We start from the raw sequence: 23,514 nt of genomic DNA, 5'->3' as shown, positions 1-23,514 counted from the left end.
AGTTTTAAGAATAAGCACAATGAAGTTAATTATCATCTTTTTATCTGTATTTGTGGTTTTTTCTTGTCAGCAAAAACCAGCCGAAGAAAAACTTGCTGCAGCTAGCGACATCACTTTATGTTCGGTTAATTCCCTCGTAACAGATGTAGCTTGGTATGAGTCTGGAACAAAGGCACCTCTGTTTGAAGGTTTGGACGTAATACATTGGCCGATGAGTACCAGTAATGAGCTGGCACAAAGGTATTTTAACCAAGGTTTGGTCTTGGCATATGGGTTCAACCATGCTGAGGCAGCCAGGTCCTTCTATTACGCCAGTCAACTTGATCCGGACTTTGCCATGGCTTATTGGGGCTATGCCTATGTTCTAGGACCAAACTACAACGCAGGAATGGAAGCGGATAATTATGAAAGAGCTTACAAGGCTATTCAGACAGCTGTTTCAAAATCCGGAGGAGTTAGTGAAAAGGAAAAGGTATTGATCAGTGCTATGGCCAAAAGGTATTCATTGGAAGTACCAGAGGATCGAAGTCACTTGGATCAAGCCTATTCTGAAGCCATGAAAGAGGCGCAACTGGCATTTCCAGAAGATGCCCATATTGCCACGCTTTATGCCGAATCTTTGATGGATCAGCATCCCTGGGATCTTTATGACAAGGGTGGTGAAATGAAGACTTGGACTCCTGAAATTTTAAACTCCCTCCATCATGTCCTTGAGATGGCTCCGAATCATCCTGGAGGGCATCATCTGTATATTCACGCGGTGGAAGCCTCTATGGAGCCTGAGCAAGCGAACAGAAGTGCAGCTGTGTTTGATGATGGTTTAGTGCCAAACGCAGGGCATTTGCTTCATATGCCTTCCCATGTTTATATCCGAACTGGAGAATATCACAAAGGTACATTAGCTAATATTCGTGCAGTGGAGGCTGATAGTATTTATGTCAGCGCATGTCATGCCCAGGGTGCTTATCCATTGGCTTATTTTCCTCATAATTATCATTTTATGGCAGCAACGGCGACTCTTGAGGGCAATAAGGAATGGGCTATTTTGGCGGCAGAGAAATTGACAGAGCATACCAATAAGTTGGTAATGAAGGAGCCCGGTTGGGGGACCTTACAGCATTATTATACCATTCCCTATTATGTTTATGTCAAGTTTGGTGAATGGGAAAAAATCCTCTCCATGCCAGCAGAGGATAGCGTGCTGCGCTATCCTGAGGCCATCAGGAACTACGCAAGGGGAATGGCTTTTTTGGGAAAAGATGAGGTATCTAAAGCAAAAAAAGAGTTGACATTGCTAAAAGAAAAATCATCCAATGAGAGTTTTAAGACAATCACGGTGTGGGATATTAACTCTACCTATGATCTTCTTCAGATTGCTGAAAAAGTATTGGAAGCTGAAATTATGGCTGCTGAAGACGATTTAGAAAACAGTGTAATATTGTTTAGGGAGGCGACAGCTATGGAAGATAATTTGAATTATAATGAGCCACCAGATTGGTTTTTTTCTGTCAGGCACTACTTAGGGTCTGCCCTATTACTGCAGGAGAATTATGAAGAAGCAATTTTTACCTATAAAGAGGACCTGGCCAATTTCCCGAAAAATGGATGGGCTTTGCATGGTCTTATGGCTGCTTACCAATTTAATGGTGACCTTGATTTGGCCATGAAAATTGAGAATGATTTGGTGGAAGTTTGGAGTACTGCCGACATTGATTTAAAAAATTCAAAAATAAAGTGATAATATGTGTCAATTAGTGCTTTACTTTTTTGTTTTCTTTTTTGCTTTTGAAATACACATAATTTTCGTCTATGAAATTCCAAGTTAAGATAAGCGTAAAATATCCCTTCAAATGCTTGTAAGTGGCTTTTTAGGTGGGAATGAATTTTATTTTGTTTTACTATCTTAGTTCATGATTTTAAATATTTTTGCATCAATCGTTGATGACCCTAATCAAATCCGATAACCTAAAAACATGGAAATGAATAAGAACGACTTACTTCAGTTGCTCGCAGTGGCGAAGGAAAATTATCAGGAAAAATTTATGGCTTATGCTAATGCCAGTAAACTTTCTAATCCGGAAAGACTATTGTCTGAGTTGGAGTTGATACAAATTTGTGGCTATAATTATTTATGGGAAGTCACCCAGCCCACCAGGCAATTAACTCAGCAGGAAATTTGCCAGAGATCAGAAGAATTTTACCTTGAAACATATCAGTGGATGAATGAAAACGGGTTAAAAGCTCTTCAAGACTGGTTAGTCTGGAAATGTAATAAAGATGGAATATTGAAAACTTAGTCTTTGTCCAATATCAAAATAAGTAATTTTTACATATATAAAGTATTTTAAGTCTTTTGAAGCAATTTTTTTTAACTTCATATTTAAGTAATCAACTTTTGTCCATTTTTAGCTTTCATTTTTACTTTCATTTCTTTCAATAAATCCTATAAAACCTAGCCTATTTTTTAAATAAGTGGCTTTTATTCCATTTGAAACTATATAATGGCTGTTGAACATTGTTTTACGATCATCCATTTCTATAAACAGTTTATAGGGTATTTCCTGATTGTTTTAAAAAAATATCTTAAATGTGTTTCGATTTATTTTAAAAAATCAATACATTGACAATCCTTTAACGAAAAGTTAAAGAAATTTTTTCCTTTAAAATTAGGAAAACCCAATATAACAGTTCCAGGCCAGTGATTTTCACCGACAATTTATTGGCTTTTTGAAGCTTTTGCGTAACGGTTCACCAATTCACTTGGTGATTTGAAAACATTATTATTCAACCTTTTACCCTTAAACCAGTTTTATGAAAACTAAAATTTTACGATTACTAAAGCCAGTAACGTTATTGACTGTTTTCGGTACAATGCTGCAACCGATTGCGGGAAATGTGCTTTATGCAGGTGAAGGAACTCAACCTTTGAGTTTATCTACTTCTGCTGTGGCTCCTGTTGCTATAACAGGTACTGTGACCAGTGATGAAGATGGAGCTCCTATTCCAGGAGTAAGTGTTTCAATTGTCGGTACAAGTAAAGGTACCATTACAGATTTGGATGGTAACTATACTATCAATGTTGAATCAGGTCAATCTTTAAAATTTTCTTATTTAGGCTATGTTGAGCAAACAGTAGCTGTCAGTAACCAAACAGTTATCGACGTTGTGCTTGCACAGGATGTGGAGCAGTTAAGTGAGGTGGTAGTAACTGCCTTCGGCATTGAGAAGGATAAAAAATCACTTGGTTATGCTGTACAAAAAGTGGATGGTGAAGAGCTAACTGCAGTAAAAGCTTCTCCAAGTGCTGTTTCAAACCTAAAAGGTAGAGTGGCTGGTGTGAACATCACAGAGGCGGGTTCAGGTCCTGGTGCCGGTGTCCGTGTGATCATTCGTGGTAACAACTCATTGACACAAAGTAACCAACCTTTGTATGTAGTGGATGGTATCCCTATGGACAATTCCAGTACTAGTGAAGGAGGAAATATGTACACCAGTACCAATACTGGTTCCGGTATTTCTGACTTGAACCCGGATGATATTGAGTCCATGACTGTGCTTAAAGGCCCAAATGCAGCAGCTCTTTATGGGTCTAGGGCTGCAAATGGTGTGATTATGATCACTACTAAAAAAGGAAATAACAGAAAAGGCATAGGAGTAGACTTCTCCAGTAGTTCTGTATTTTCCAATCCAATGCTTCTTCCTGAGTTCCAAAACGAATATGGACAAGGTACAGCAGGAAGAACACCTTCCTCAATCGATGAACTCCGTACCACTGGAGGTTCTTGGGGTGGTAAAATGGATGGAAGTGACCAACTTTATTGGGATGGAACCAACAAGCCTTATACCGCTCAGCCAGATAATGTAAAGGACTTCTTCAATACTGGAGGAAACTTTGTGAATACCGTGGCCTTGACAGGTGGAAATGAGAAAGTTACCGCGCGTTTCTCTTATACCAATACCTACAATGAGGCTATGGTGGAGAACTCTTTCCTGAAGAGAAACAACTTCAATTTAAGAGCTACAGCTAAGCTTTCCAGCAAACTTTCTTTGGACGCAAAAGCTACCTATACCAATCAATTTACGCGCAACAGGGTAAATCAAGGTTCTGAAGGTCTATTAGCTGGGGTGTACAGTGTGCCTAGAAATGCCATTATGGATGATTTCAGGGATTACTTGGATGAGGAAACTGGATTGGTGAGAAACTATGCTGAAAGTGCCATCAACCCTTATTGGACACTTAACTATGATAAAGCAGAAGACACTAGAAGCAGGTTCCTTGGTTTTGCCAAGTTGCAATACCAATTCACCGATTGGTTGTCCGCTCATGCCCGTGTAGGTACTGATTGGACTGATATTCGTTTTGAAAGTGCTACGCAGCCAGGTCACTGGTTTTACCCTGATGGCCGAGTAGGTTTTTCTAACAACCGTTATCAGGAAACCAATGCGGACTTCTTGTTCATGATTGACAAGAATATCACCGAAAAACTAAGAGTAACGGCTAATGTGGGTGGAAACCACTTGCAGCAGCTTTCCCAAGGAATGAGCCTTAATGGGCAAAATTTGCGTATTCCTACAAAAACAACTATTGGTAGTGCAGACCAAGTAAACTACAGCGCAGGTGTTCCTACTGAGCGTGTAACTAATTCCCTTTATGCTTCCGCATCATTTGATTATGCTGGAATCCTGTTTTTGGACATAACTGGAAGAAACGATTGGACTTCTACTTTGCCTTCTGACAACTGGTCTTATTTCTACCCATCTGTAAACCTTGCGTTGATGGTGAGTGAATTTATCGACCCTAACCAACGTGTCATGGATTACCTTAAAGTACGTGGTAGCTGGGCAAGTGTAGGTAAAGATGCTTCGGCTTGGAGCTTGCAAAATAGCTATAACCTAAAGAACAAGAACAACAGTTATTTAGGCATTACTACCTTGACGATTCCATCTGTATGGTATGACCAGAATTTAAGTCCTGAGTTTACTAAAACTTATGAAGTGGGTATTGAAGGTAGTCTTTATAAGAACAGACTATACTTTGATGTGGCTTACTATGATATCAGCTCTACGGACTTGATTGATATTGTTTCTACAGACAACTTGGCGGTAAACCCATTGGGAAGAGCTGAAGTACATACCAATGTTGGTGAAATTACCAATAAAGGGATTGAGGTAATGCTTGGAGGTACGCCGGTTCAGACTGAAGATTTTACTTGGAATACCAATGTAAACTTCTCCCATAACCGCAATGAGTTGAAAGAGTTTTTACCGGATGCTTTTAATCGTCAGTGGAATGTGAATAACTCTGGGTCTGCAGAAACACGTGCAACTGTAGGTGGTGGGTATGGTGAAATCTGGGCTACAGATATCATGACTGACCCTGAGACAGGAAAAATGATCCTTACTGCCAGTGGAATGCCTCAGGCCACTGCCCAAAGGGTGAAAGTGGGAGATTTCCAACCTGATTATTTACTAGGTTTTAACAACTCCTTTAGCTATAAAAACTTCAATTTGAGATTCTTGATCGATGGACGCTTCGGTGGTGAAATGTATGCAGGTACACAAGCTGCCATGGATGGTGCCGGTATTTCACAAAAGACCCTTCAGTATAGAGAGGAAGGAATTGTGGTGGATGGACTGATTGAAAATGAAGATGGTAGCTATTCTCAGAACACCCAATCCATTACTGCCCAGCAGTATTGGGGTGCAATGAGTGGCATTGGTTCTAATTACATCATGGACCAGACCAATGTTCGTCTTAGAGAATTGTCTTTGACATACCAGATTCCTACTTCCTTCTTAGGAAATAGCGTGGTAAGATCTGCATCTATTAGCTTCATCGGAAGAAACTTGTTCTTTATCTACAAGTCATTCGATGGTGGGTTTGATCCAGAGGCTACTCTCGGTACCAGCAACGCCGGTCAAGGTTACCTTTACTACGCAATGCCTACAGCTAGATCCCTTGGGTTTAACTTGAACGTGAAGTTTTAATTAGTTTAAAATCGAAGATTATGAAAATATTCCATAAAACTTTAATAGGATTGGCATCAATTGCCACTTTGGGAAGTTGCACAGCAGGGTTTGAAGAGATGAATACCAATCCCAACCTGATTGGTGAGAATGATGCCAGTGCAAAGTATTTCTTGACTGAGCTGATGATCCGTCCTTATATTCCTGCTCGATATGCTTACTGGAGGGCTAACCTAATCCATACAGATCGTTATGCAGGTCACTTTACCTTTGGCCAAAATGGTAACTGGTGGAGTGATGAGTTGGGTTACTCTTATAATGTAGCTTATACTGATGCTGCTTGGGACCACTATAATGGACTTTTGGGCACCGTAAAACAATTGCTTGAATTTACTGAGCCGGGTGGTGCATTTGAAAATGAACTTACCCATGCGGTAGTCTTGATTTTGAAAAGCCATTACTTCCAATTGTACACAGATACATTTGGGATGATTCCTTACAGTGAGGTTTTCAGTGATGAGGATATTTCCTTACCGAAATTTGATTCACAAAAGGATATCTACAAAGGCATCATTGCTGACTTGGATGCTGCTATGGCAGCCATTGGGGACAATACCAGCACAGGTAATGCATTGGAAGACTTAGGAGATAATGACGTTATATATGGAGGAGATCTTCAGAAGTGGAAGCGTTTTGCCAATACTTTGAAGTTAAAAATGGCCATGAGAGCGCAAGGTGCTGAAGGGGATGATTTTAGCCAATCCGCTATCAATGAAGCATTGGCTGCGCCACTTTTGAGTGAAGGGGAAAGTGCCCTGATTGAAAAGGATCTGGAGATATCTCAGTGGGATTATTCTACCTATGCAGATGTTTGGCATAACTTCGGGGCCGGCTCCGACTGGGCTGTTGGTCGCGAATTAGTAGATTATCTAAGAGACAATAATGATCCTCGTCTTGATCAATATGTGAAGCCAGCAGCAGGGGGAGAGTTTACACTTATCAGACCTACAGCATCGGAAGATCAGGAAGGTTATGATCTTTTCCCTAAGAGGACCAACTTCCTAAAAACTCTGTTTGATGAATCAGGAGCTGAATATACTTGGGATGATCAGGGAAGTCAAATTGTAGTTTCGATGCCTGAGAACACCAATTATATAGGTCAACCTGTAAGGTTGAGCGGAGAGATGTCTTCATTGCTTCAATTTGGCTTTTTCTGTTCTCCAAGTGATTTGGTGATCCAGCAGAAAAACCAAGGTGGTGCTTCTACGCCAGAAACAGTGCTTTTGTCTGGTGAATCCTATTTACTACAAGCTGAAGCTGTTTTGAAAGGTCTTAGTTCAGGTGATGCACAGGACTTATACCAAATGGGTATCAAAGAAGCGATGCGTGTTTGGGGTGTAGATGATGCCAGCATTGATGCTTTCTTGGCCACCGAGGCCATTGCACAATTGGACGGTACTACCGATGAAAACTTAGAAAAAGTATATATCCAGCGTTGGATTGCGCATTATACTGATGGTTATGAAGCATGGGCTATTGTCAGGGATTCTGGATACCCAGCTACTTTGGCTGCAGGTGTAAGTGACTATGAGCTTTATGGTCCGGGTACCATCACCGCAGGAGGTTATCCACAGCGGTTGAGATATGGTAGCAGCTTGCAAGCTTCCAATCCTAACAATTACAATGACGCCATTTCTAACCAGGGACCTGATATGCAAGGTACCAAACTATGGTGGGCTAAGTAATACTGGAAATTGTAGTGATAAATGAAAAGGAGACCAATTTGGTCTCCTTTTTTGTTTGGTTCAAAACACCTATTTATCATTAATTTTCACTATTTTATTCTTCATACACGAAAACTGAACTTTAACACCACATTTGACCGCAAACATGAAAAATCTCTTTTCTCTTATTTTGCTATTGTATCTGGTAAATGGTTGTACATCTTCCGATGAGAATCCCAAAAATGATCCCAAGTTGATTGTAAAAATAGAAGTAGATCCAGAACAGGTGAGATTGGGAAATGCTGGGACAGCTGCCGATATCCCCTCTGGGCATGCAGGGCAAAATCCGGTTTTTCATCAAATTGCTGCTCATTATCTTGAACTGGTTCCATCTGCCAACACTTTTTTGGGAGAGGGAGAAATTCTCTATCATGCCGCAGAGACTGAAGCAGGAGGGGAAAAGGCCATTGATTTTAGCCAAAGCAAGTTGGTTGCTCCTGGAGAAACTTTTTTAGAAATTCCATTAAAGTCCATTCAGTCTGGTACCTATGAATGGGTGAGGATGTCTTTGTCTTACCAGAATTTTGATGTTACCTTTTATTATAATGACCAACCGTTTACAGGTACCATTGCCAGTTTTGTGGGATTCAATACTTACATCGACAAATATTTGTTGAAAACAGAGGAAGTTGAAGTAAAAGCCAATAGAAAGCAAGGTTATTGGGGACTGGAAACACTGGCCGGAGTGGTTACAGGACAAAGCCCAGAAGGAGCTACTACAGTGCCCAACCCTTTGTTTGAGACTTCACCCATCCCTCAGGGATCCTGTGTGGTTACTGGCGAGTTTGATATGCCCTTGGAAATTACTGGTAATGAGACATCAGATATAATTATCAGCATGTCTCTTTCGATCAACAAAAGTTTCGAGTGGGTGGACGAGAACAATAATGGGCTATGGGATGTAGGAAATGGACAGGCAGAGGCTGTGGTGGACATGGGCTTGAGAGGATTGGTTCCAAAAGTGATCGAGTAATTTCCTGGGATACTAACGCTTGAAAATGACTATTTTACGTATATTAAAGAAAACCCGTCATTGGGTGATTTAAATATACATTTTCATCTTAGTCTGGGGCGTATGAAAAAGTTTTACATTGTAATGTTTTGCATAATAGGGTTAAGTGCTTCTTGCACTTCAGAGCATCAGGAAATGGAGGACTTTGCAAATGCGCTTGGAGCTGAAAAGATGGAAGCTTTGAATGCTCTAGTCGCCTCATTTGACCAATTTTTGTTGCAGCGGTACCCTGTCAATACCAGTTCATCCGAAAAGTCTTACCAATTTCTCAATGATGTTTCACACCGAAGATCACTTAACCTAAGCCAAGTAAGGGGAAGGGATTTACTTGTAGCAAAGCTGGAGGACAGTGGCCTGAGAAAGGATATTTATATCTATGAATCCGAAAAGGCATCTTATCCCAATTATCCTGTAGACCAACTAATGCCTGTGGAGTATCCCGAAGGATCCATGGAACTTAGCTTGAATGATAAGACGCTTCAATTCTTACTCACATCTTCCGATGTAGCGGAAGTTCCTTCAGATTCCATTTTGAGGTACAATAAGGAAGGGTTGTTTATGTATGCAATGGCTAAATCAAAACAAAAGGATAAAGACTTTATGCGATATGTTGAGGTCAAGTACAAATTGGAGGACATTCATGCGGTAATGATTGCACAAAGGCACCTTGAAAATTTAGCAGGAAAGGAGTTCACCTGGTTCCAAAAACTTCCTATAGTCATTGATATTTATTACAGAATGTTGCTTTCTGATGAAAAGGAAGAGCCCAATTATTTATCCATGAATTACAAGCCTTAAGTGGAAGTGCATATTGTTCAATAGTATATTTGTCTAATAGGGCTTTATAAGAAATGGATCATTTGTATAGTTTGACCTTGGGAGCAAAGCTTCCGGAATGGCATCTCGAAAGTATTTTCGGAGATTCCGTTCCTAGTCCAAAAGATTTTATTGGCCAACCTTTAGTAGTGCTTTTCTTTAGCTTAACCTGTCCTGGTTGCAAAGGGAGAGCGATTCCTTTTGCAAATAGATTAGTATATGAGTTAGGAGAAAAGATCAATGTACTTGGAGTTCATTCTATTTTTGATGGCAATGAAATACCAATGTGGGAATTGGTGCAGGCGAAGGAGAAATTTTTTGTTCGTTTTCCCTACTTTAAAGATAAAAATTTAAACACCACCTTTTTGGACTATAAAGCTGGTGGAACCCCTCATTGGATTTTGGTGGATGCCAATGGTCTTGTTGCCTATAGCATGTTTGGTTCCGACCCAAATAATGCCTTGATGCGACTTGATTACAAACTTGATGAAATACTAAGTGGAAATGGCCTGATCATCGATGAACCTACATCTCAAAGCGATTTAAAGGAACCTGAAGGGTGCGATTTAAGGTTAGGTAGCAGAGAGAATGAAAACCTTGGTGAGAAAACAAAGAGATTTAAAAACATTAATAGTATGCTTAACTGGAACAATATTATTCAATTTGCCAATCATGGTAATCCAATCCCCTCAAAGCGAATAGATAAGAGTGAGGCAGAATGGAAAGCAATTCTTAGCCCGGAACAGTTTCAAATTACTAGACTAAAGGGAACAGAGCGAGCCCACAGTTCGGAGATGTGCAGTCTTTTTGAACCAGGAAAATATGCCTGCACTTGTTGTGATACCCTGCTTTTTGATGCGGAGGAGAAGTTTGAAAGCGGTACAGGGTGGCCATCTTTTACACAACCAGTGGAGGAAAATGCAGTGGCCTACCATAAGGATGCGAGTTTTGGCATGGTCAGGGTAGAGATCACCTGCAATACCTGTGATGCGCATTTGGGTCACGTATTTCCAGATGGGCCAGCTCCAAGTGGCTTGCGGTATTGTGTGAACGCAGTATCTTTGAAAAAAGTAGGGTAGTTCGAAACCACCCTAATGAAGCCATTATTAACCAGCCTTAGATGAGAAATATTCGTTTTTTAGTTGTTATCTATTTGATTTGTCAGAATACCCTTTTCGCTCAAAATAACCCATTCTATAATCAATGGGAGCCTTCTCCCAAGGAAGGAGCGTTTCAGATGGAAGATTATATCGTTTGGGGTGGTTCAGTGATCAAAGGAGAAGATGGTCTTTACTATATGTTTGCCAGCCGATGGCCCAAACACCTTGGCATGAGCGCATGGGTGACCAATAGTGAAATAGTGTTAGCTGTAGCAGATAAGCCCGAGGGGCCATTTTCATTCAAAAAGGTAGTGCTGCCCGCTAGAGGCAAACAATATTGGGATGGTATGATGACTCATAATCCTAATATCCACTATCATGATGGTAAGTATATTTTGTTTTATATAGGCCTAAACTATGAGTTTGACCAGCCTGAAAAAGTAGGTGCAACTCGTGAGCTTTACGAAGAAGCTTGGAACCATAAGCGGATAGGTGTGGCTGTGGCCGATTCTCCATTTGGGCCATGGAAAAGGATGGATGCACCGATTCTCCAACCTCGGCCAGGAAAATGGGATGGTGCCATTATTAGCAATCCTGCGCCTGTAATCCATGAAGATGGCAGTGTTTTGTTGATCTATAAAAGTGCTCCAGTTCCTTATCCAGCCAGAAACCAAAATAGGACGATGAATTTTGGCGTGGCTACAGCTAGTCATTATTGGGGGCCCTATGAAAGGAAGGGGGAAGATAACCAAATCAAACTTCTTCCCATCAGTTCAGATGTAGAAGATCCTTATATTTGGTACGATGGCAGTAAATACCATATGCTCGCCAAATGTATGAATGAGGCGATTACAGGTGAGTCCGGTGCTGGGTTTTTAGCCAGTTCAGAAGATGGCTTGGTGTGGAAGACCTCGGAAAACCCGATTGCTTATAGTCGAAATATTACGTTTTCAAATGGAGAAAAAGTGAATTTACCCAAGTTGGAAAGACCGCAAGTTCTCATTCAAAATGGACAGCCAAGCCATGTTTATTTTGCCTGTAGGAATCCAGAAGGACAGATCTTTAACATGGTAAGACCATTAAGAAGGAATCAATAAGAATAATACTTTCAAATCGATGACGGAGAAAATGGGATTTGGTGGCGGATGCCATTGGTGCACAGAAGCGGTGTTTCAGTCCATCGAGGGAGTGGTAAATGTAGACCAAGGGTGGATTGCATCGTCGGGTAAGTAAAGTGGCTTTTCGGAAGCTGTCTTGGTAGATTTCGATCCTCAGATCATTTCTCTTTATCAATTAATCAAATCCCACTTACTGACGCATAGCTGTACTTCTGAACATAGTATGAGAGAAAAATACCGATCAGCGATTTACGTGTTCAGCCCCAAACAGCATGAAGTGGTCCAAAAGGATTTGGAGGAATTGCAGCAACTTTGGTCTGGAAATATCATTACCCATATCTTACCCTTTGTCTCATTTAGACGAAATTCGGCTGATTTGTTAAATTATTACCATAGTCGACCTGATGCCCCTTTTTGTCAAAAGTATATTAAACCCAAACTAAAGCTCCTTCAAAAGAATCAAAAAGCAGACAAAGGGTAAATTGGTAATGCGGTAATTATGATGAAAAACAAAAGGGGCAAAATACATTTGCCCCTTTTGCTTCTTTGGCTATGGAAAATTATTCTATTTCCTCAAGCTCTTCGCTATATTTTTCAATGGTATGCTTGTACTCCTCTAGGCCTTTTTCTGTCATATATGGAATCAATAGGTCCCAAATGTGCTTGGTCATTTCTCCCTTTTCATTGAACCTGTATCCAGTAAGTACTTCACGCTGAGAGAGCCAAAAAGTAATGATGATGCGAATGGTATGTTGAAGTCTGATGATAGCGATATTACTTTTGTCCTCCAAAAGTCCATCACCCACAAAGCTTTTAAACATCTTTGACATTTGCTCTTTCCGGAGTTCTATGGTCTCTTTCAATAATTTGCTCACTTCGGGATAAGACCTGGACATTTCCAAGACATCCAGGTTGAAAAAGCGGTATTTCATCTGGAACCTTTCTAAGTGCATCAGTAAAAGGTGGAAATGATCAAAAGAAGAATTGCCATTATTACTTTTTTCCTGATAAGAGCTTGTCATTTCTTCTCTCATTTGCTTATAAATAGCGAGAAGGATAGCCTCACGGTTATTGTAATGATAATCTAAATTGCCATGACTGATACCAAGTTCGGCAGCAATGTGTCTACTCGTTATATTGTGCGCACCATGTTCATTGTATAGTCTTATGGCTTCACTTAAAATTCTTTGTTTGGTTGAGATTTTCTTCTTCTTTTCCATAATGTAAGGGCAATAAATGCCAGTTTTGGTCTTAAACATTTTGTAGCCTGAAACTGACAAGAACACAAATCAAGCAAAAAAATAGAGGATTGCCAATTTCTAAATTTTATAACTATCGTTTTTTTGGGTTTTACCTCAGCCAATCTAACAGCTGACATCTTGTTATAAACCAATATAAACTTATATTTTTAAGTGAAATTTAATGAAAATTTCATAAAATAAGCAAATGGCCTAATTTTATTAATTCAATATTATTTAATAAATATATAAAATTTAGGACTTAAGACCTATGGTGTTTTAATGTTTTTATTCCAGTATACCCCATCTACTTAGTTGGTAATTGATGTGATTTTCTTTTTGGAATACTAAAAATGGCTTAATGATTGGGATTCATTAATGACTTTCTGCAGTGGTAAATTGATCAAGTACTTTTTGGAATGTTGTTATCTTTCTAAGCGTTTTTTTATTTAAGCTTGATTTATCCAATGGTGCTTTTTCAAGTGGGTCTTCTTGGAGATTATAAATGCTACCATTTTCGTAAAGCTTCCACTTTTGATCATGTACAAATATGCTTTTTTCAAAGTTTCCCCAATTTGGGTCATAGTAGCAATAGACCCATTGTCTTTCCTGAGCCTTTTGATTGAGAAGTTGTGGGTAAAAACTTATACCATCTGTAAATGGTCTTTCACTCTTTTTATAACCTGACACATCCAGTAGTGTGGGGACGAAGTCAGTAAAGTCAATAAGGTTCTGGTTAACCTGATCTGCTTTGATTTTATCCTTCCAATAGGCAATCATGGGCACATGGGTACCTGCCAGTGTAGTGTGTCCTTTGTCGCCTGTGACTTTTAAACCGTTTTGTACAGAAGTCACATCATGATCTGTTCCATTATCACCAATAAAAATGACCAAGGTGTTTTCTGCATTTTGATTTACTGCACTGATAATTTTTCCAATGAGTTTGTCCATGTAGTGAACCATCTCCTTAAAATATTGTGGGTCATTGGTTTTACTTTTGGCATCATAAGTAGAAAAGCTGGGATTGTCTGGCGTGGGAACGAAAGGGTCATGGGTTAGTGCCATAGGGAAGTAGACAAAAAATGGATTTTGGCGTTCTTGACCTATGAAGTCAATAATTTGGTCTACAAATATGTCCGGGCCAAACTCTCCTTCATATACTTTGTCTCCTTCTGGACTGCTGAGTAGAGGATCTTTATACCTGCTTCCAAGCTGTTTGACTTGCCAGAGGCAATAATCCTCAAAACCAGTTTCTTCTGGCAGTGAGCCTTCTCTGTTTCCCGCCAATTGTCTTTGGTGGTTATTTCCATATAGTTGCCATTTACCGGCGATAAAATTATCATAGCCCGCTTCTTTTAGATAATCACCAAAAGTCTGTTCATTTGGATCCAATAAGCCAAAACCAATGTAGTTTCGGATATTATACTTTCCTGTCATGAGTTGCACCCGGCTGGGCGTACAAAGGGGCATAGAGTAGCACTGGGTAAAATTCATTCCCGCTTTTGCCATCATGTCTAGGTGAGGAGTCTCATAACTTTCACTACCATTAATTCCAAGGGTTTCAAAGCCTAAGTCATCAGCCATAATCAGGATGATATTTGGTCTTCTATCATTAGAAGTTTGAAAGGCTTGGCTTTTTAGAGTAAAGCAAAGAAATAGTAACAGCAGTAATGTCCTCATAATTGTTTTTTAAAAATAAGGGGAAACCTTTGGTCTCCCCTTAAGGTGTTATATTACCAATTAGGATTTTGCTCCAAATTGGGGTTAAGTACTATTTCATCACTTGGAATTGAAATCAGGTAATCCTGTCCATCTCTAAAACCATAACCATTAGGCATTTCGGTTTGGAAATAATCTAATAAGCCATCTTGATTGACTTTAGCTGTAAAGTTAGGAAATTCTGATTGATCAAATGGGTAGCCTAATGGTCGCTGACCCTGGAAAAGTTCATGGGCTGCCCATCTCCGGTAGTCATTGATTCTTTGACCTTCCAGTGCTAATTCAACTCTTCTTTCATTTCGGATAGCATAGAGAGCATCATCGATGGCATACCCATAATCCAATAAGTTATCTCCATAAGCAGATTGAGGAATTACTGTAAATTCAGGCATACCAGCTCTTGATCTGATCATATTCAGCTCATCAATAGCAATGGTACCGTTTAGTTCATACAATGCTTCTGCATAGTTTAGCAAAACTTCTGCATACCTGAAATAAATTCTTCCTGTTTGACTATAACCTCCAAAGTCAGCTCCTGCCCCAGAGGAATAAGGATTAGAGAATTTTTTTACCTGAAAGCCTGTCACGCAGGACTCTTCTGATCCTCCGTCGATAAAAGGCTTATCAAAGATTTGACCAGCACTGGCTACCCTGAGGTCTCCAGGGGTCCATACGGTTGCATGTAGTCTTGGATCACAATCATTGGCGATTTGAGTCAAGAAGTTATTTCCTTTGGCACTTTCTGCCAAACCCATGTAGTCATAAGGTTGTCCATCCTTGGCCAGGTATGATGAAACCAATGACCAAGTAATGGCCATATCTCTAGTTCTTCTCGTCGTGTAGAATTGAAGTTCATGTCCGAGCTGTTCTGCAGTACTGGCTATTCTATAAAACAATACTTCGTTGACATTCGACATATTGTCCAGTCCAAATAAAGTATAGTAGTCTGATTCGGGGTTTCCAGTATTATATAGCCCTATGGTATAATCACCATTCATCAATTCTTCGGCAGCCTCAACAGATTGCTGGAAGTATTTATTAGGGTCTGCACCCGAGGTGGCAAACTCAGTGCCTGCATGGTATTTTTGCCATGAACCTTCAAACAAAGCTATTTGACTCTTAAAAGCCAGTGCGGTCTCTCTATTTAGTCTTGAGTTGCCCACGGAAGAGCGGGTACCCAAATATTGAATAGCATTGTCCAAGTCCGCCAAGATAAAATCAGCTACTGCAGTGCGTGGCGACCTTGGATCCAATAGCGCTTCATCTCCAGGGAAAAGCTGGTGATCATAAATAGGAAGATCCCCGTAATCTTCGAGCATTCTAAAGTAGAAATAGGCTCTGAAATAATAGGCTTCTCCCAAAAACTGACTGTAGCTGCTTAGATCATCTTCTATATTGTCCAAGTTATCAAATAAGATATTGATACTTCTGATATCAGCCCACTCACTGGTCCACTGTCCATTCCTAGGTGCTCTGGTACCATGCAATACAGCATTTGGTGTGTTGACAACCAGATTATCTGAGTTGTTCTCTGAGATAGGCTGGTTAGCACTACCATGCGTAGGGAACTCAGTGTAATATTTCTTTACATAATTCTCTATGTCATTACTAGTTCTGAAAAAGTCATTGACAGCAATTTGATCCTCTGGTGGATTATCTATAAAATCCTCGCATGAAACCATTCCAAGGGAAAGCAATAACATTCCAGCTATATATTGTATTTTCTTCATGTCTTTTTGAGTTTTTGATTAGTAAGAAACCTGTAATCCAAAAGATAGAATTCTATCCGCTCCGTAGGTTTTACCCACACCCCATGAGCTACTCACTGCAACTGGGTCAACCCCTACAGGTAGACTTGAGAAAGTGAATAAGTTCTCTCCTGAGAAATAAACCCTCATGTTGCTAAGGTGAAGTTTGTCCAATACTTCGTCTGGTAAAGTATAGCCCACTTGCAAGTTTTGGATTCTGAGGTAAGCGCCATTTTGTAGATACCTGGTACTAGTCAGCCTGTTCTTATTGTTCTGGGCATTGTTAATATAAGGTCTGGGGAAGTATGCGTCCATATTAATGTTAGCATCTCCTTCATAAACACCAGTGTACACATCCCCAGGTTGGTCTCTGAAGTAATCCAAGTGATCTTCGAAAAGAGAGGACTGGTTACCAGTTCTGAAACCCCAGAAGATATTTTCCCCAGATCCAAACCACAAGTCACGCTTGCCAACTCCTCTTACAATCATGGATAAATCAAAGCCTTTGTAAGCTGCATTTAAATTTAATCCAAATTGGTAATGAGGAGTACTATTACCGATGATGCTCAAGTCTCCATGATCTTCTAAGGTATTGGAACCATTGTCAACACTACCGTCTCCATTGATATCAAGGTATTTCACATCACCAGTATTCCATGCCAGGCCTGTTATGTCAGAGAGGTCAACAGCTTCCGTATAAGCATCAATTTCTTCTTGTGTTTGATAAAGGTCATGTGCCGTATAACCCCAGATTTCACCTTGCTCTCTACCTTCGTACCAGCTACTAAGTACGCCGTTGGGATTGGAGTATTTGGTAATAACAGCTTTGCTATCAAAGATGTTGAAGCCAACACTATAGGTGAATCCGCTAGATGTTGTTTGATTCCATGTGATGGTGCTTTCCCAACCTCTGGCTCTTAAAGTAGCATTATTGGTTTGGGGAACTGACGATCCCAATACACCAGGGGCCGGTTGTACAGGACCAATCATATCGAATGTGGTTCTTTCAAACCAATCAAATACCACTTTTAGTCTCTTGTTCAAGAAAGACATGTCCGTTCCAATATCTATGGTTCTGGCAGTTTCCCATGTTAGGTCATTACTGACCAAAGAAGGAGTGCCCGCATATCCGATAGGCCGTGATCCACCAGCATCAAAAATCCAGTTTACTGCATTTCCAGAAAGCGGAATCAATAACAAATCTTGATAAGGAGAAACATTTTGATTTCCTAGTTCTCCCCATGAACCTCGCAGTTTAAAAGTATTCACTGTTTTGCTGATAGGATCCCAGAATGCTTCTTTATCCAAGTTCCATCCTACTGAGAAAGAAGGAAAGAATCCCCAACGATTTCCTTCTCTAAACCGAGAAGTACCGTCGTATCTAGCATTGGCTTCCAGAAGGTATTTTTCTTTATAGTTATAATTAAGCCTTCCGAAATAACCTTGGGTGCTATAAGTTACAAGCCCTTCATTCATCTGGATTTCACCATCAGCAGTATTTAATGATGGCACATCCTGAACGAGAATATTTGTTCTGAATCCAGTCAAATTCCTATTTCTTGTACGCTCAAATTGGGTTCCGGCCATAAACTTGAGATTATGATCTTCCCCAATGTTAAAGTCATAGGAACTATAAATGTTCGTTGTCCAGTAAAGGTTGCTGTAATGTGTACTTCTTACATTACTGGGTACTGTATTTCCACTAGGTACAACTGTACCATCAACCAAATGGTCATATACAGTTAGCTCTTTGCTTCTGTACAATTGATCCACATTTCTCATGGCAAAATCAGCATGGATGGTCCATCCTTCCAGTGGCCTTAAGTCAGAGGAGAAATTATGCCAATTTTCTATTGTTTCAGTAACGTCGGTACCAGCATCATTTACCCATGGGATTTTGGATTGGATCATAATATTTCCAAATCCATCATATAAGGCATTAGTAGGCATGGTTCTCGCAATCTGATGGAAAATCAAATCATAAGAACCCTGACGGTCCATGTTTGGAATTTCTCTGACTTGCTTAGAGAAACGTGGTTGATAGGTAAAATCCCAATTGTCCGTGATGGAAGTAGTGATTTTACCCATGATATTATACCGGTCAAAAGTATCTGTACCATAATTAAGCACGCCTTCTTGTCCAAATAAGCCTGCAGAGAAGTAATAGGAAGTTTGCTCTGTTCCACCAGAAATACTTAGATCATGTTTTTGAATAAAACCAGTGCCGAAATATTCATCGAACCAGTCTCTGTTAGCATTTCCAAATTGATTAAAGCCCCATTGGTTGAGATTGTTTGGATTTGGTGTGGTTTCAAAGTGCGTAGCGTCTGCTGGAAAGTTGGCGTTAGATCGGATAAAATCATAGTCTCCAGCTTGGAAAGCTAGGATATTATCAATGATGCCATCCCTGAAGAACCTTCCTCCAGCTCCATAGACTCCTGCTTCGTTAATTGCTTTTGCATGGGTATATGAATTCAACATACTGGGAAGATTTTGAGGGCTAGCCACAGAAACACTCCCTGAATAAGTTGCTTTCAATTTACCTCTACCTGACTTGGTTGTAATGACAATTACTCCATAAGGAGCTCTTGCACCATAGATGGCTGAAGCGGCAGCATCTTTTAATACAGAAATGGACTCAATGTCATTTGGATTAAGTCGGTTCATGTCACCTGGAATCCCATCGATAATTACATAGGGTTGTCCTCCATTTATGGATCCCATCCCTCTGATTTGGATATTCATGTTGGCACCAGGTTGGAAACCATTATTGCCAACTCCAAAAGTCAGCCCGGGAGATGTACCTTGAAGCAATTGGGAAACTGAAGGAGATGGTCTGTTTTCCAATGCTTGACCATCAACTACATCTACAGCTCCTGTTAGGTTGGTTACTTTTTGTGTCCCATACCCTACGACCACTACCTCTTGAAGAGATTGTTCATCTTCTTCCATGCTTACATTGATTTCACTGTTGTTACCAACAGGTATTGTTTGAGTTTTATAACCAATGAAAGAAAATAAAAGCTGGGAGCCTTCTGGAACGGTTATAGAATAGTTTCCGTCTATGTCTGTGACAGTACCCCTTGTCGTACCCTGTATGGTGATTGTCACACCCGGAAGCGGTTCTCCCTCGTGGTCCACTACCGTACCCTTGATGGTAACATCTGCCACAACAACCATATTTTCAGATTGCGCTTTTTGGTTTTTGGATTTTTGTACGTGAATATTTTGGTTGACTTGCTTAAATTGCAGGCTGGTTTGGTTTGCAATATCTATAAGAAGATCATAGAGACTTCTGTTTTGGGCATTAATTGAAATGATCCCAGCCTCTTTGATCTCTTTATTGGTATAGACAAAATTAAACCCTGAAGCTTTTTCTATACTTGAAAATGCTTCCTTTAAGGTAGCGTTTTTGAAGCCTACCTTTACTTGGACTTCTTCGATGCTTTTTACTTGGGACTTTACTTCATTGGCCCATAGTAAACTCATCGACATCGCCTGAATCACAAAAGCATAAATAAAGAGCTTTGTCATGTAGGTTAAATGAATAAGTATTCTTTTGTTCATATATTTATGATGTTAATTGAATTGATTGATAATCGGTTTGATACAACATCATCTGGATGTGGATTTGGTCGTTCATTGTCCAGATACCTTATGCAATCCGAGGCTGTTGGCGCAGCTTCGGATTCTTTTTTCTTCGTATTAGAATTTTAGTGGATTAATCTACAGTCATAGGCAGTGCTATTTAAAATCTATTTTTATTTCATTTCCTTTTATTTCGTAACTAAAGCGGGCAGTATAACTCAAACCATTTAGAATATTGGATAGGCTTTCATCTTCAAATTCCCCTGAGACTAATAAATTGGTTTTCGGCTTATGGTCGATAGAAATTTCCACTCCATACCAGTTTTCAAGTGTCCGCACCATCTCTAAAAGAGGCGTTTCTTTGAATATTATTTTCTTTTCCATCCAACCAATGGATAGATCTCTGTCAAATCGATACAGGGACATTTCTCTTGTTTCTTGGTTTAGCTTCACGGCATCACCGGATTTTAGATATACTTTCCTGCTAGAAGTACTATCCGATACCACTACTCTGCCCGTCACCAAGGAAATTGCCCTTGTTTCTCCCGCATAGGATTTGATATTAAATGAAGTCCCCAAGGCTTTGGTGGTGGTCTTTCCAGTGTGTACCAAAAAAGGCCTTGTAATGTCTTTGGCTACATCAAAGAAAGCTTCTCCATCCAAATAAATCTCTCGCGTACCTGAATTGAAATTCTTTTCAAAACGGATTTTACTGCCTGAGTTTAAGATGACTTCTGAACCATCACTTAGGTTGACAGTGGATTTTTGCCCAGGCGGAGTACTGTACTCCATGTAAGAGATTTCCTTTATGGGTTCTTCATCATCTAAAGTTTGAAATACATTTGCTAAGATGCTTATTGTCAGGCAAATTAGTAAGATTCCTGCCACTCTTCTCCATTGATGTTTGGAACGGTTGAACGATCTGTCTCGATGTTTATTAATGATTGAAGTGCTACTGATAGGAATTATTTTTGCTTTTTCAAACCGTTGCCTGTGGTCCTCATCGCTGATTTCCTGATCGATATTTTCCCATATTTCATTTTTGTCCAGTAAAGAGATATTGGAGGTTTTTTCGGACATGTTTTCCAATAATCTTCTGGCAAGCATGACATCTTTGACCTTATGTGGGTGCTTTGCCAGATAGGCATCCCACTCGGCATCCAATTCACGATTAGCGCTTATAACCCACTTTCTGAAACTAGGGTCCAAAGCAAAATCTTCTACTGAAAATTCAGATTTATTCATAATTAAGTGATTCAATTATATAAGTCAGTAATCGAAAAAAGTTATCCTTCGATTTTAAAAAAAATAGAGAAATATTTTCAAAACCTCATTTTTAGTGGTTTTGAGTAGAATTAGTGCATTAAAAATTCAATTAATTAGCAAGGGTTTGTATGGCTGCTGAAGGGATTGTGATTAAAAATTGCAAGCGAAAAGTAATAAAGATATGGCTGCGATAAGTTTCTTTAATTTACTGATGGCTTTCCAAGCCAGGGTATAAACTGAGCGAAGGTTGATGCTCATGATATTGGAAACTTCCTCATAGGTTTTGTTTTCAAAAAACAGCAAGTGGATTACTTCCTTTTGTCTATCAGGTAGGGAAGTAATTCCAGTAGATAATTTTTGCTGTAGTTCAGATAGAAGTTGCTTATCAATCATCTTCTTTTCACATGAATCCACCAAAAATAAATATTCAAAATTCTCAATGCTGTTGGAATGGAATTTTTTACGATCCTTTACGATCTCTTTTTGAATTTTATTGCTGAGGCACCTGTAAAGGTAGCTCTTGACATTTACCCCTTTTTTTAAGTTGTTTCGATACTTCCAGAGGCTAATAAACACTTCTTGAATACAGTCTTTGATTAGGCTATTATTGTTATTAATGGCCATTCCATACCGATATAGGTCATCAACATAATAGTCATAGATTGCTTCTAATCCAGATTTATCTCCATTGATTAAGTCTACCCACCACTGCTCAGAGCAATTGATTTTTGAATCTGATATGTTAGTGTGAAGCAATGACATTGAAAGGTAGAGGGTAGATTTTGAAAGACATTATAAGAAATGTTTACTAAAAATAATAAATTTTAAATAAACTTAAACTAAAAAGACAAAATTTTTACTAAGTTTTGTATCCTAATAAAGAGTTTAAATAGGTTAGAAAGGTGTTTTATAAAATACCATTTGATATTTGGAGTGAAGAAAAAACAGTGGTTTCTAAAAGTTCATTTTCTTTTCCATAGTGCCAATAAACCCAACACTGGCCCAATTGCTAAGAAAATGAAAATATAGGATGGGGAGAATGCTTTGTGAAGGAAATTGAGGAGCTGAATACTGAAAATGGTAATAGCGAAGCCAATACAATTGACAATAGTTAGGGCCGTTCCTTTGTTTGTGGAAGGTGCATTTTGGGCAATAAGGCTCGAGAAAAGTGGTGAGTCTGCTACGACTGTGAATCCCCAAAAGATCAAAAAAAGTAGGAATACAACCGGAGATGGCTGGAAAAATGCTAATGGAGAAAATATACAGCAAAGTCCAGATGAACCTAATGCTTTAGAGGCGATCCTTTTTGCTCCATTGTTCACAGAAAGGTAGCCAGCAGTCACACAGCCCAAAGCCCCAATGCCAATGATAATAAATGACCATAAGGAAATTCCAAAAGAGGCGGAAAGGTGGATGGTTTTATAAGCAGATAGGATCACAGGAATAAATGCCAAAAAGGCATAAAGCTCCCACATATGTCCAAAGTAACCTATTGCTGCTGCTTTAAAATCAGGTTTTTTGAAAACATTGAATACAATATTAAAGTCTACTTTAGCAGCGGCTTGCCTATTAGGACCATCGGGGACGAAAATCCCTATCATCAAACCGCCAACAATAGCGAGACCTGTAGTAAAAATGATGACATATGCCCATGACAATCCAAATGAGAAAGCTTTTAGAAAATGAGGAAAGGCTGTTCCCAAAACCAAAGCCCCTACCAAAAAACCAAGTGATTTTCCTAGTCCTTTATCAAAATAATCCGAAGCGATTTTCATTCCTACCGGGTAAATCCCTGCCAAGCAAAACCCAGTTAGAAACCTAAATGCGATTAAACTGATCAGTGTATTGTTTGACCATAGTATTCCAAGGTTGAAAACACCTCCCAAAAGGGCACAACTTAAGAAAACCCTCGATGGCGAAAACCTGTCTGAGATATTGAAGAAAGCGAAAAGTAATGTTCCCAGAATAAAACCAAACTGCACAGCTGAAGTGAGGTGTGCAAGCGTTTCAGCTCCAAGGTGGAAATTGAGCAGTAAGTCTCTCATCACGGCATTACCCGCAAACCAAAGAGAGGTGCAGCAAAACTGGGCGATTACAATGAGAGGAAGAATACCTTTTCTTGTTGACATTTTTTACAAGCCTATGAAAAGTAAAGCTA

At 39.6% G+C, this 23,514-nt stretch carries 15 protein-coding genes and 1 pseudogene; 9 read left to right on the top strand and 7 right to left on the bottom strand.

The annotated features are described in order from the left end of the window. Window positions 1-19: 19 nt before the first annotated feature. The 9 genes and pseudogenes from JL001_RS05060 (at window position 20) to JL001_RS05020 (ending at window position 12,278) form a co-directional block, all read left to right on the top strand. Entirely contained in the window at window positions 20-1,738 is a 1,719-nt protein-coding gene (locus JL001_RS05060) for a hypothetical protein (RefSeq protein ID WP_200975059.1), read from the top strand. 241 nt (window positions 1,739-1,979) lie between these two features. After that, a complete protein-coding gene (locus JL001_RS05055; RefSeq protein ID WP_200975058.1) occupies window positions 1,980-2,297 on the top strand; it encodes a hypothetical protein in 318 nt (105 codons plus the stop codon). 514 nt (window positions 2,298-2,811) lie between these two features. Continuing rightward, entirely contained in the window at window positions 2,812-5,988 is a 3,177-nt protein-coding gene (locus tag JL001_RS05050; protein ID WP_200975057.1) for a SusC/RagA family TonB-linked outer membrane protein, read from the top strand. A gap of 20 nt (window positions 5,989-6,008) precedes the next feature. Continuing rightward, window positions 6,009-7,712: a SusD/RagB family nutrient-binding outer membrane lipoprotein gene (locus tag JL001_RS05045; protein ID WP_200975056.1), complete on the top strand. Its 1,704-nt coding sequence runs from the start codon at window positions 6,009-6,011 to the stop codon at window positions 7,710-7,712. 145 nt (window positions 7,713-7,857) lie between these two features. Beyond that, the gene (locus JL001_RS05040) at window positions 7,858-8,724 is read left to right on the top strand and encodes a hypothetical protein (RefSeq protein WP_200975055.1); all 867 of its coding nucleotides are present in this window, start codon (window positions 7,858-7,860) and stop codon (window positions 8,722-8,724) included. 102 nt (window positions 8,725-8,826) lie between these two features. Beyond that, complete coding sequence (locus tag JL001_RS05035) at window positions 8,827-9,561, top strand: hypothetical protein (protein WP_200975054.1); 735 nt, start codon at window positions 8,827-8,829, stop codon at window positions 9,559-9,561. 653 nt (window positions 9,562-10,214) lie between these two features. Further along, window positions 10,215-10,658: a peptide-methionine (R)-S-oxide reductase MsrB gene (msrB, locus tag JL001_RS05030; RefSeq protein ID WP_200980316.1), complete on the top strand. Its 444-nt coding sequence runs from the start codon at window positions 10,215-10,217 to the stop codon at window positions 10,656-10,658. A gap of 41 nt (window positions 10,659-10,699) precedes the next feature. Continuing rightward, window positions 10,700-11,776 carry a glycoside hydrolase family protein gene (locus JL001_RS05025; RefSeq protein ID WP_200975053.1) on the top strand — a complete coding sequence of 359 codons (1,077 nt, stop codon included), beginning with the start codon at window positions 10,700-10,702 and terminating at the stop codon, window positions 11,774-11,776. A 19-nt stretch (window positions 11,777-11,795) separates the two neighbouring features. Next, window positions 11,796-12,278 (top strand): annotated as a pseudogene (locus JL001_RS05020) (peptide-methionine (S)-S-oxide reductase). Window positions 12,279-12,357: 79 nt separating this feature from the next. Here JL001_RS05020 and JL001_RS05015 read toward each other — a convergent pair. The 7 genes from JL001_RS05015 to JL001_RS04985 all read right to left on the bottom strand — a co-directional run bounded on the left by JL001_RS05015 (window position 12,358) and on the right by JL001_RS04985 (window position 23,485). Further along, entirely contained in the window at window positions 12,358-13,017 is a 660-nt protein-coding gene (locus JL001_RS05015) for a TetR/AcrR family transcriptional regulator (RefSeq protein WP_200975052.1), read from the bottom strand. Window positions 13,018-13,410: 393 nt separating this feature from the next. Continuing rightward, complete coding sequence (locus JL001_RS05010; protein ID WP_200975051.1) at window positions 13,411-14,715, bottom strand: sulfatase-like hydrolase/transferase; 1,305 nt, start codon at window positions 14,713-14,715, stop codon at window positions 13,411-13,413. Window positions 14,716-14,768: 53 nt separating this feature from the next. Continuing rightward, window positions 14,769-16,484, bottom strand: coding sequence for a RagB/SusD family nutrient uptake outer membrane protein (locus tag JL001_RS05005; protein WP_200975050.1), 1,716 nt, complete (start codon window positions 16,482-16,484; stop codon window positions 14,769-14,771). 18 nt (window positions 16,485-16,502) lie between these two features. Continuing rightward, window positions 16,503-20,069, bottom strand: coding sequence for a TonB-dependent receptor (locus JL001_RS05000; protein ID WP_200975049.1), 3,567 nt, complete (start codon window positions 20,067-20,069; stop codon window positions 16,503-16,505). A 177-nt stretch (window positions 20,070-20,246) separates the two neighbouring features. Next, on the bottom strand, window positions 20,247-21,335 hold the full coding sequence (locus tag JL001_RS04995) for a FecR family protein (RefSeq protein WP_200975048.1): 1,089 nt from the start codon (window positions 21,333-21,335) through the stop codon (window positions 20,247-20,249). Between the two features lie 171 nt (window positions 21,336-21,506). Next, complete coding sequence (locus JL001_RS04990) at window positions 21,507-22,118, bottom strand: RNA polymerase sigma factor (protein ID WP_200975047.1); 612 nt, start codon at window positions 22,116-22,118, stop codon at window positions 21,507-21,509. Window positions 22,119-22,318: 200 nt separating this feature from the next. Next, window positions 22,319-23,485 (bottom strand): nitrate/nitrite transporter, encoded by a 1,167-nt coding sequence (locus JL001_RS04985; protein WP_200975046.1) that lies wholly within the window; start codon window positions 23,483-23,485, stop codon window positions 22,319-22,321. Window positions 23,486-23,514 lie beyond the last annotated feature (29 nt).

Origin of the sequence: Echinicola sp. 20G, from assembly GCF_015533855.1 — a bacterium.
GTDB lineage: Bacteria > Bacteroidota > Bacteroidia > Cytophagales > Cyclobacteriaceae > Echinicola.
This window is presented reverse-complemented; position numbering and strand designations above follow the sequence as displayed.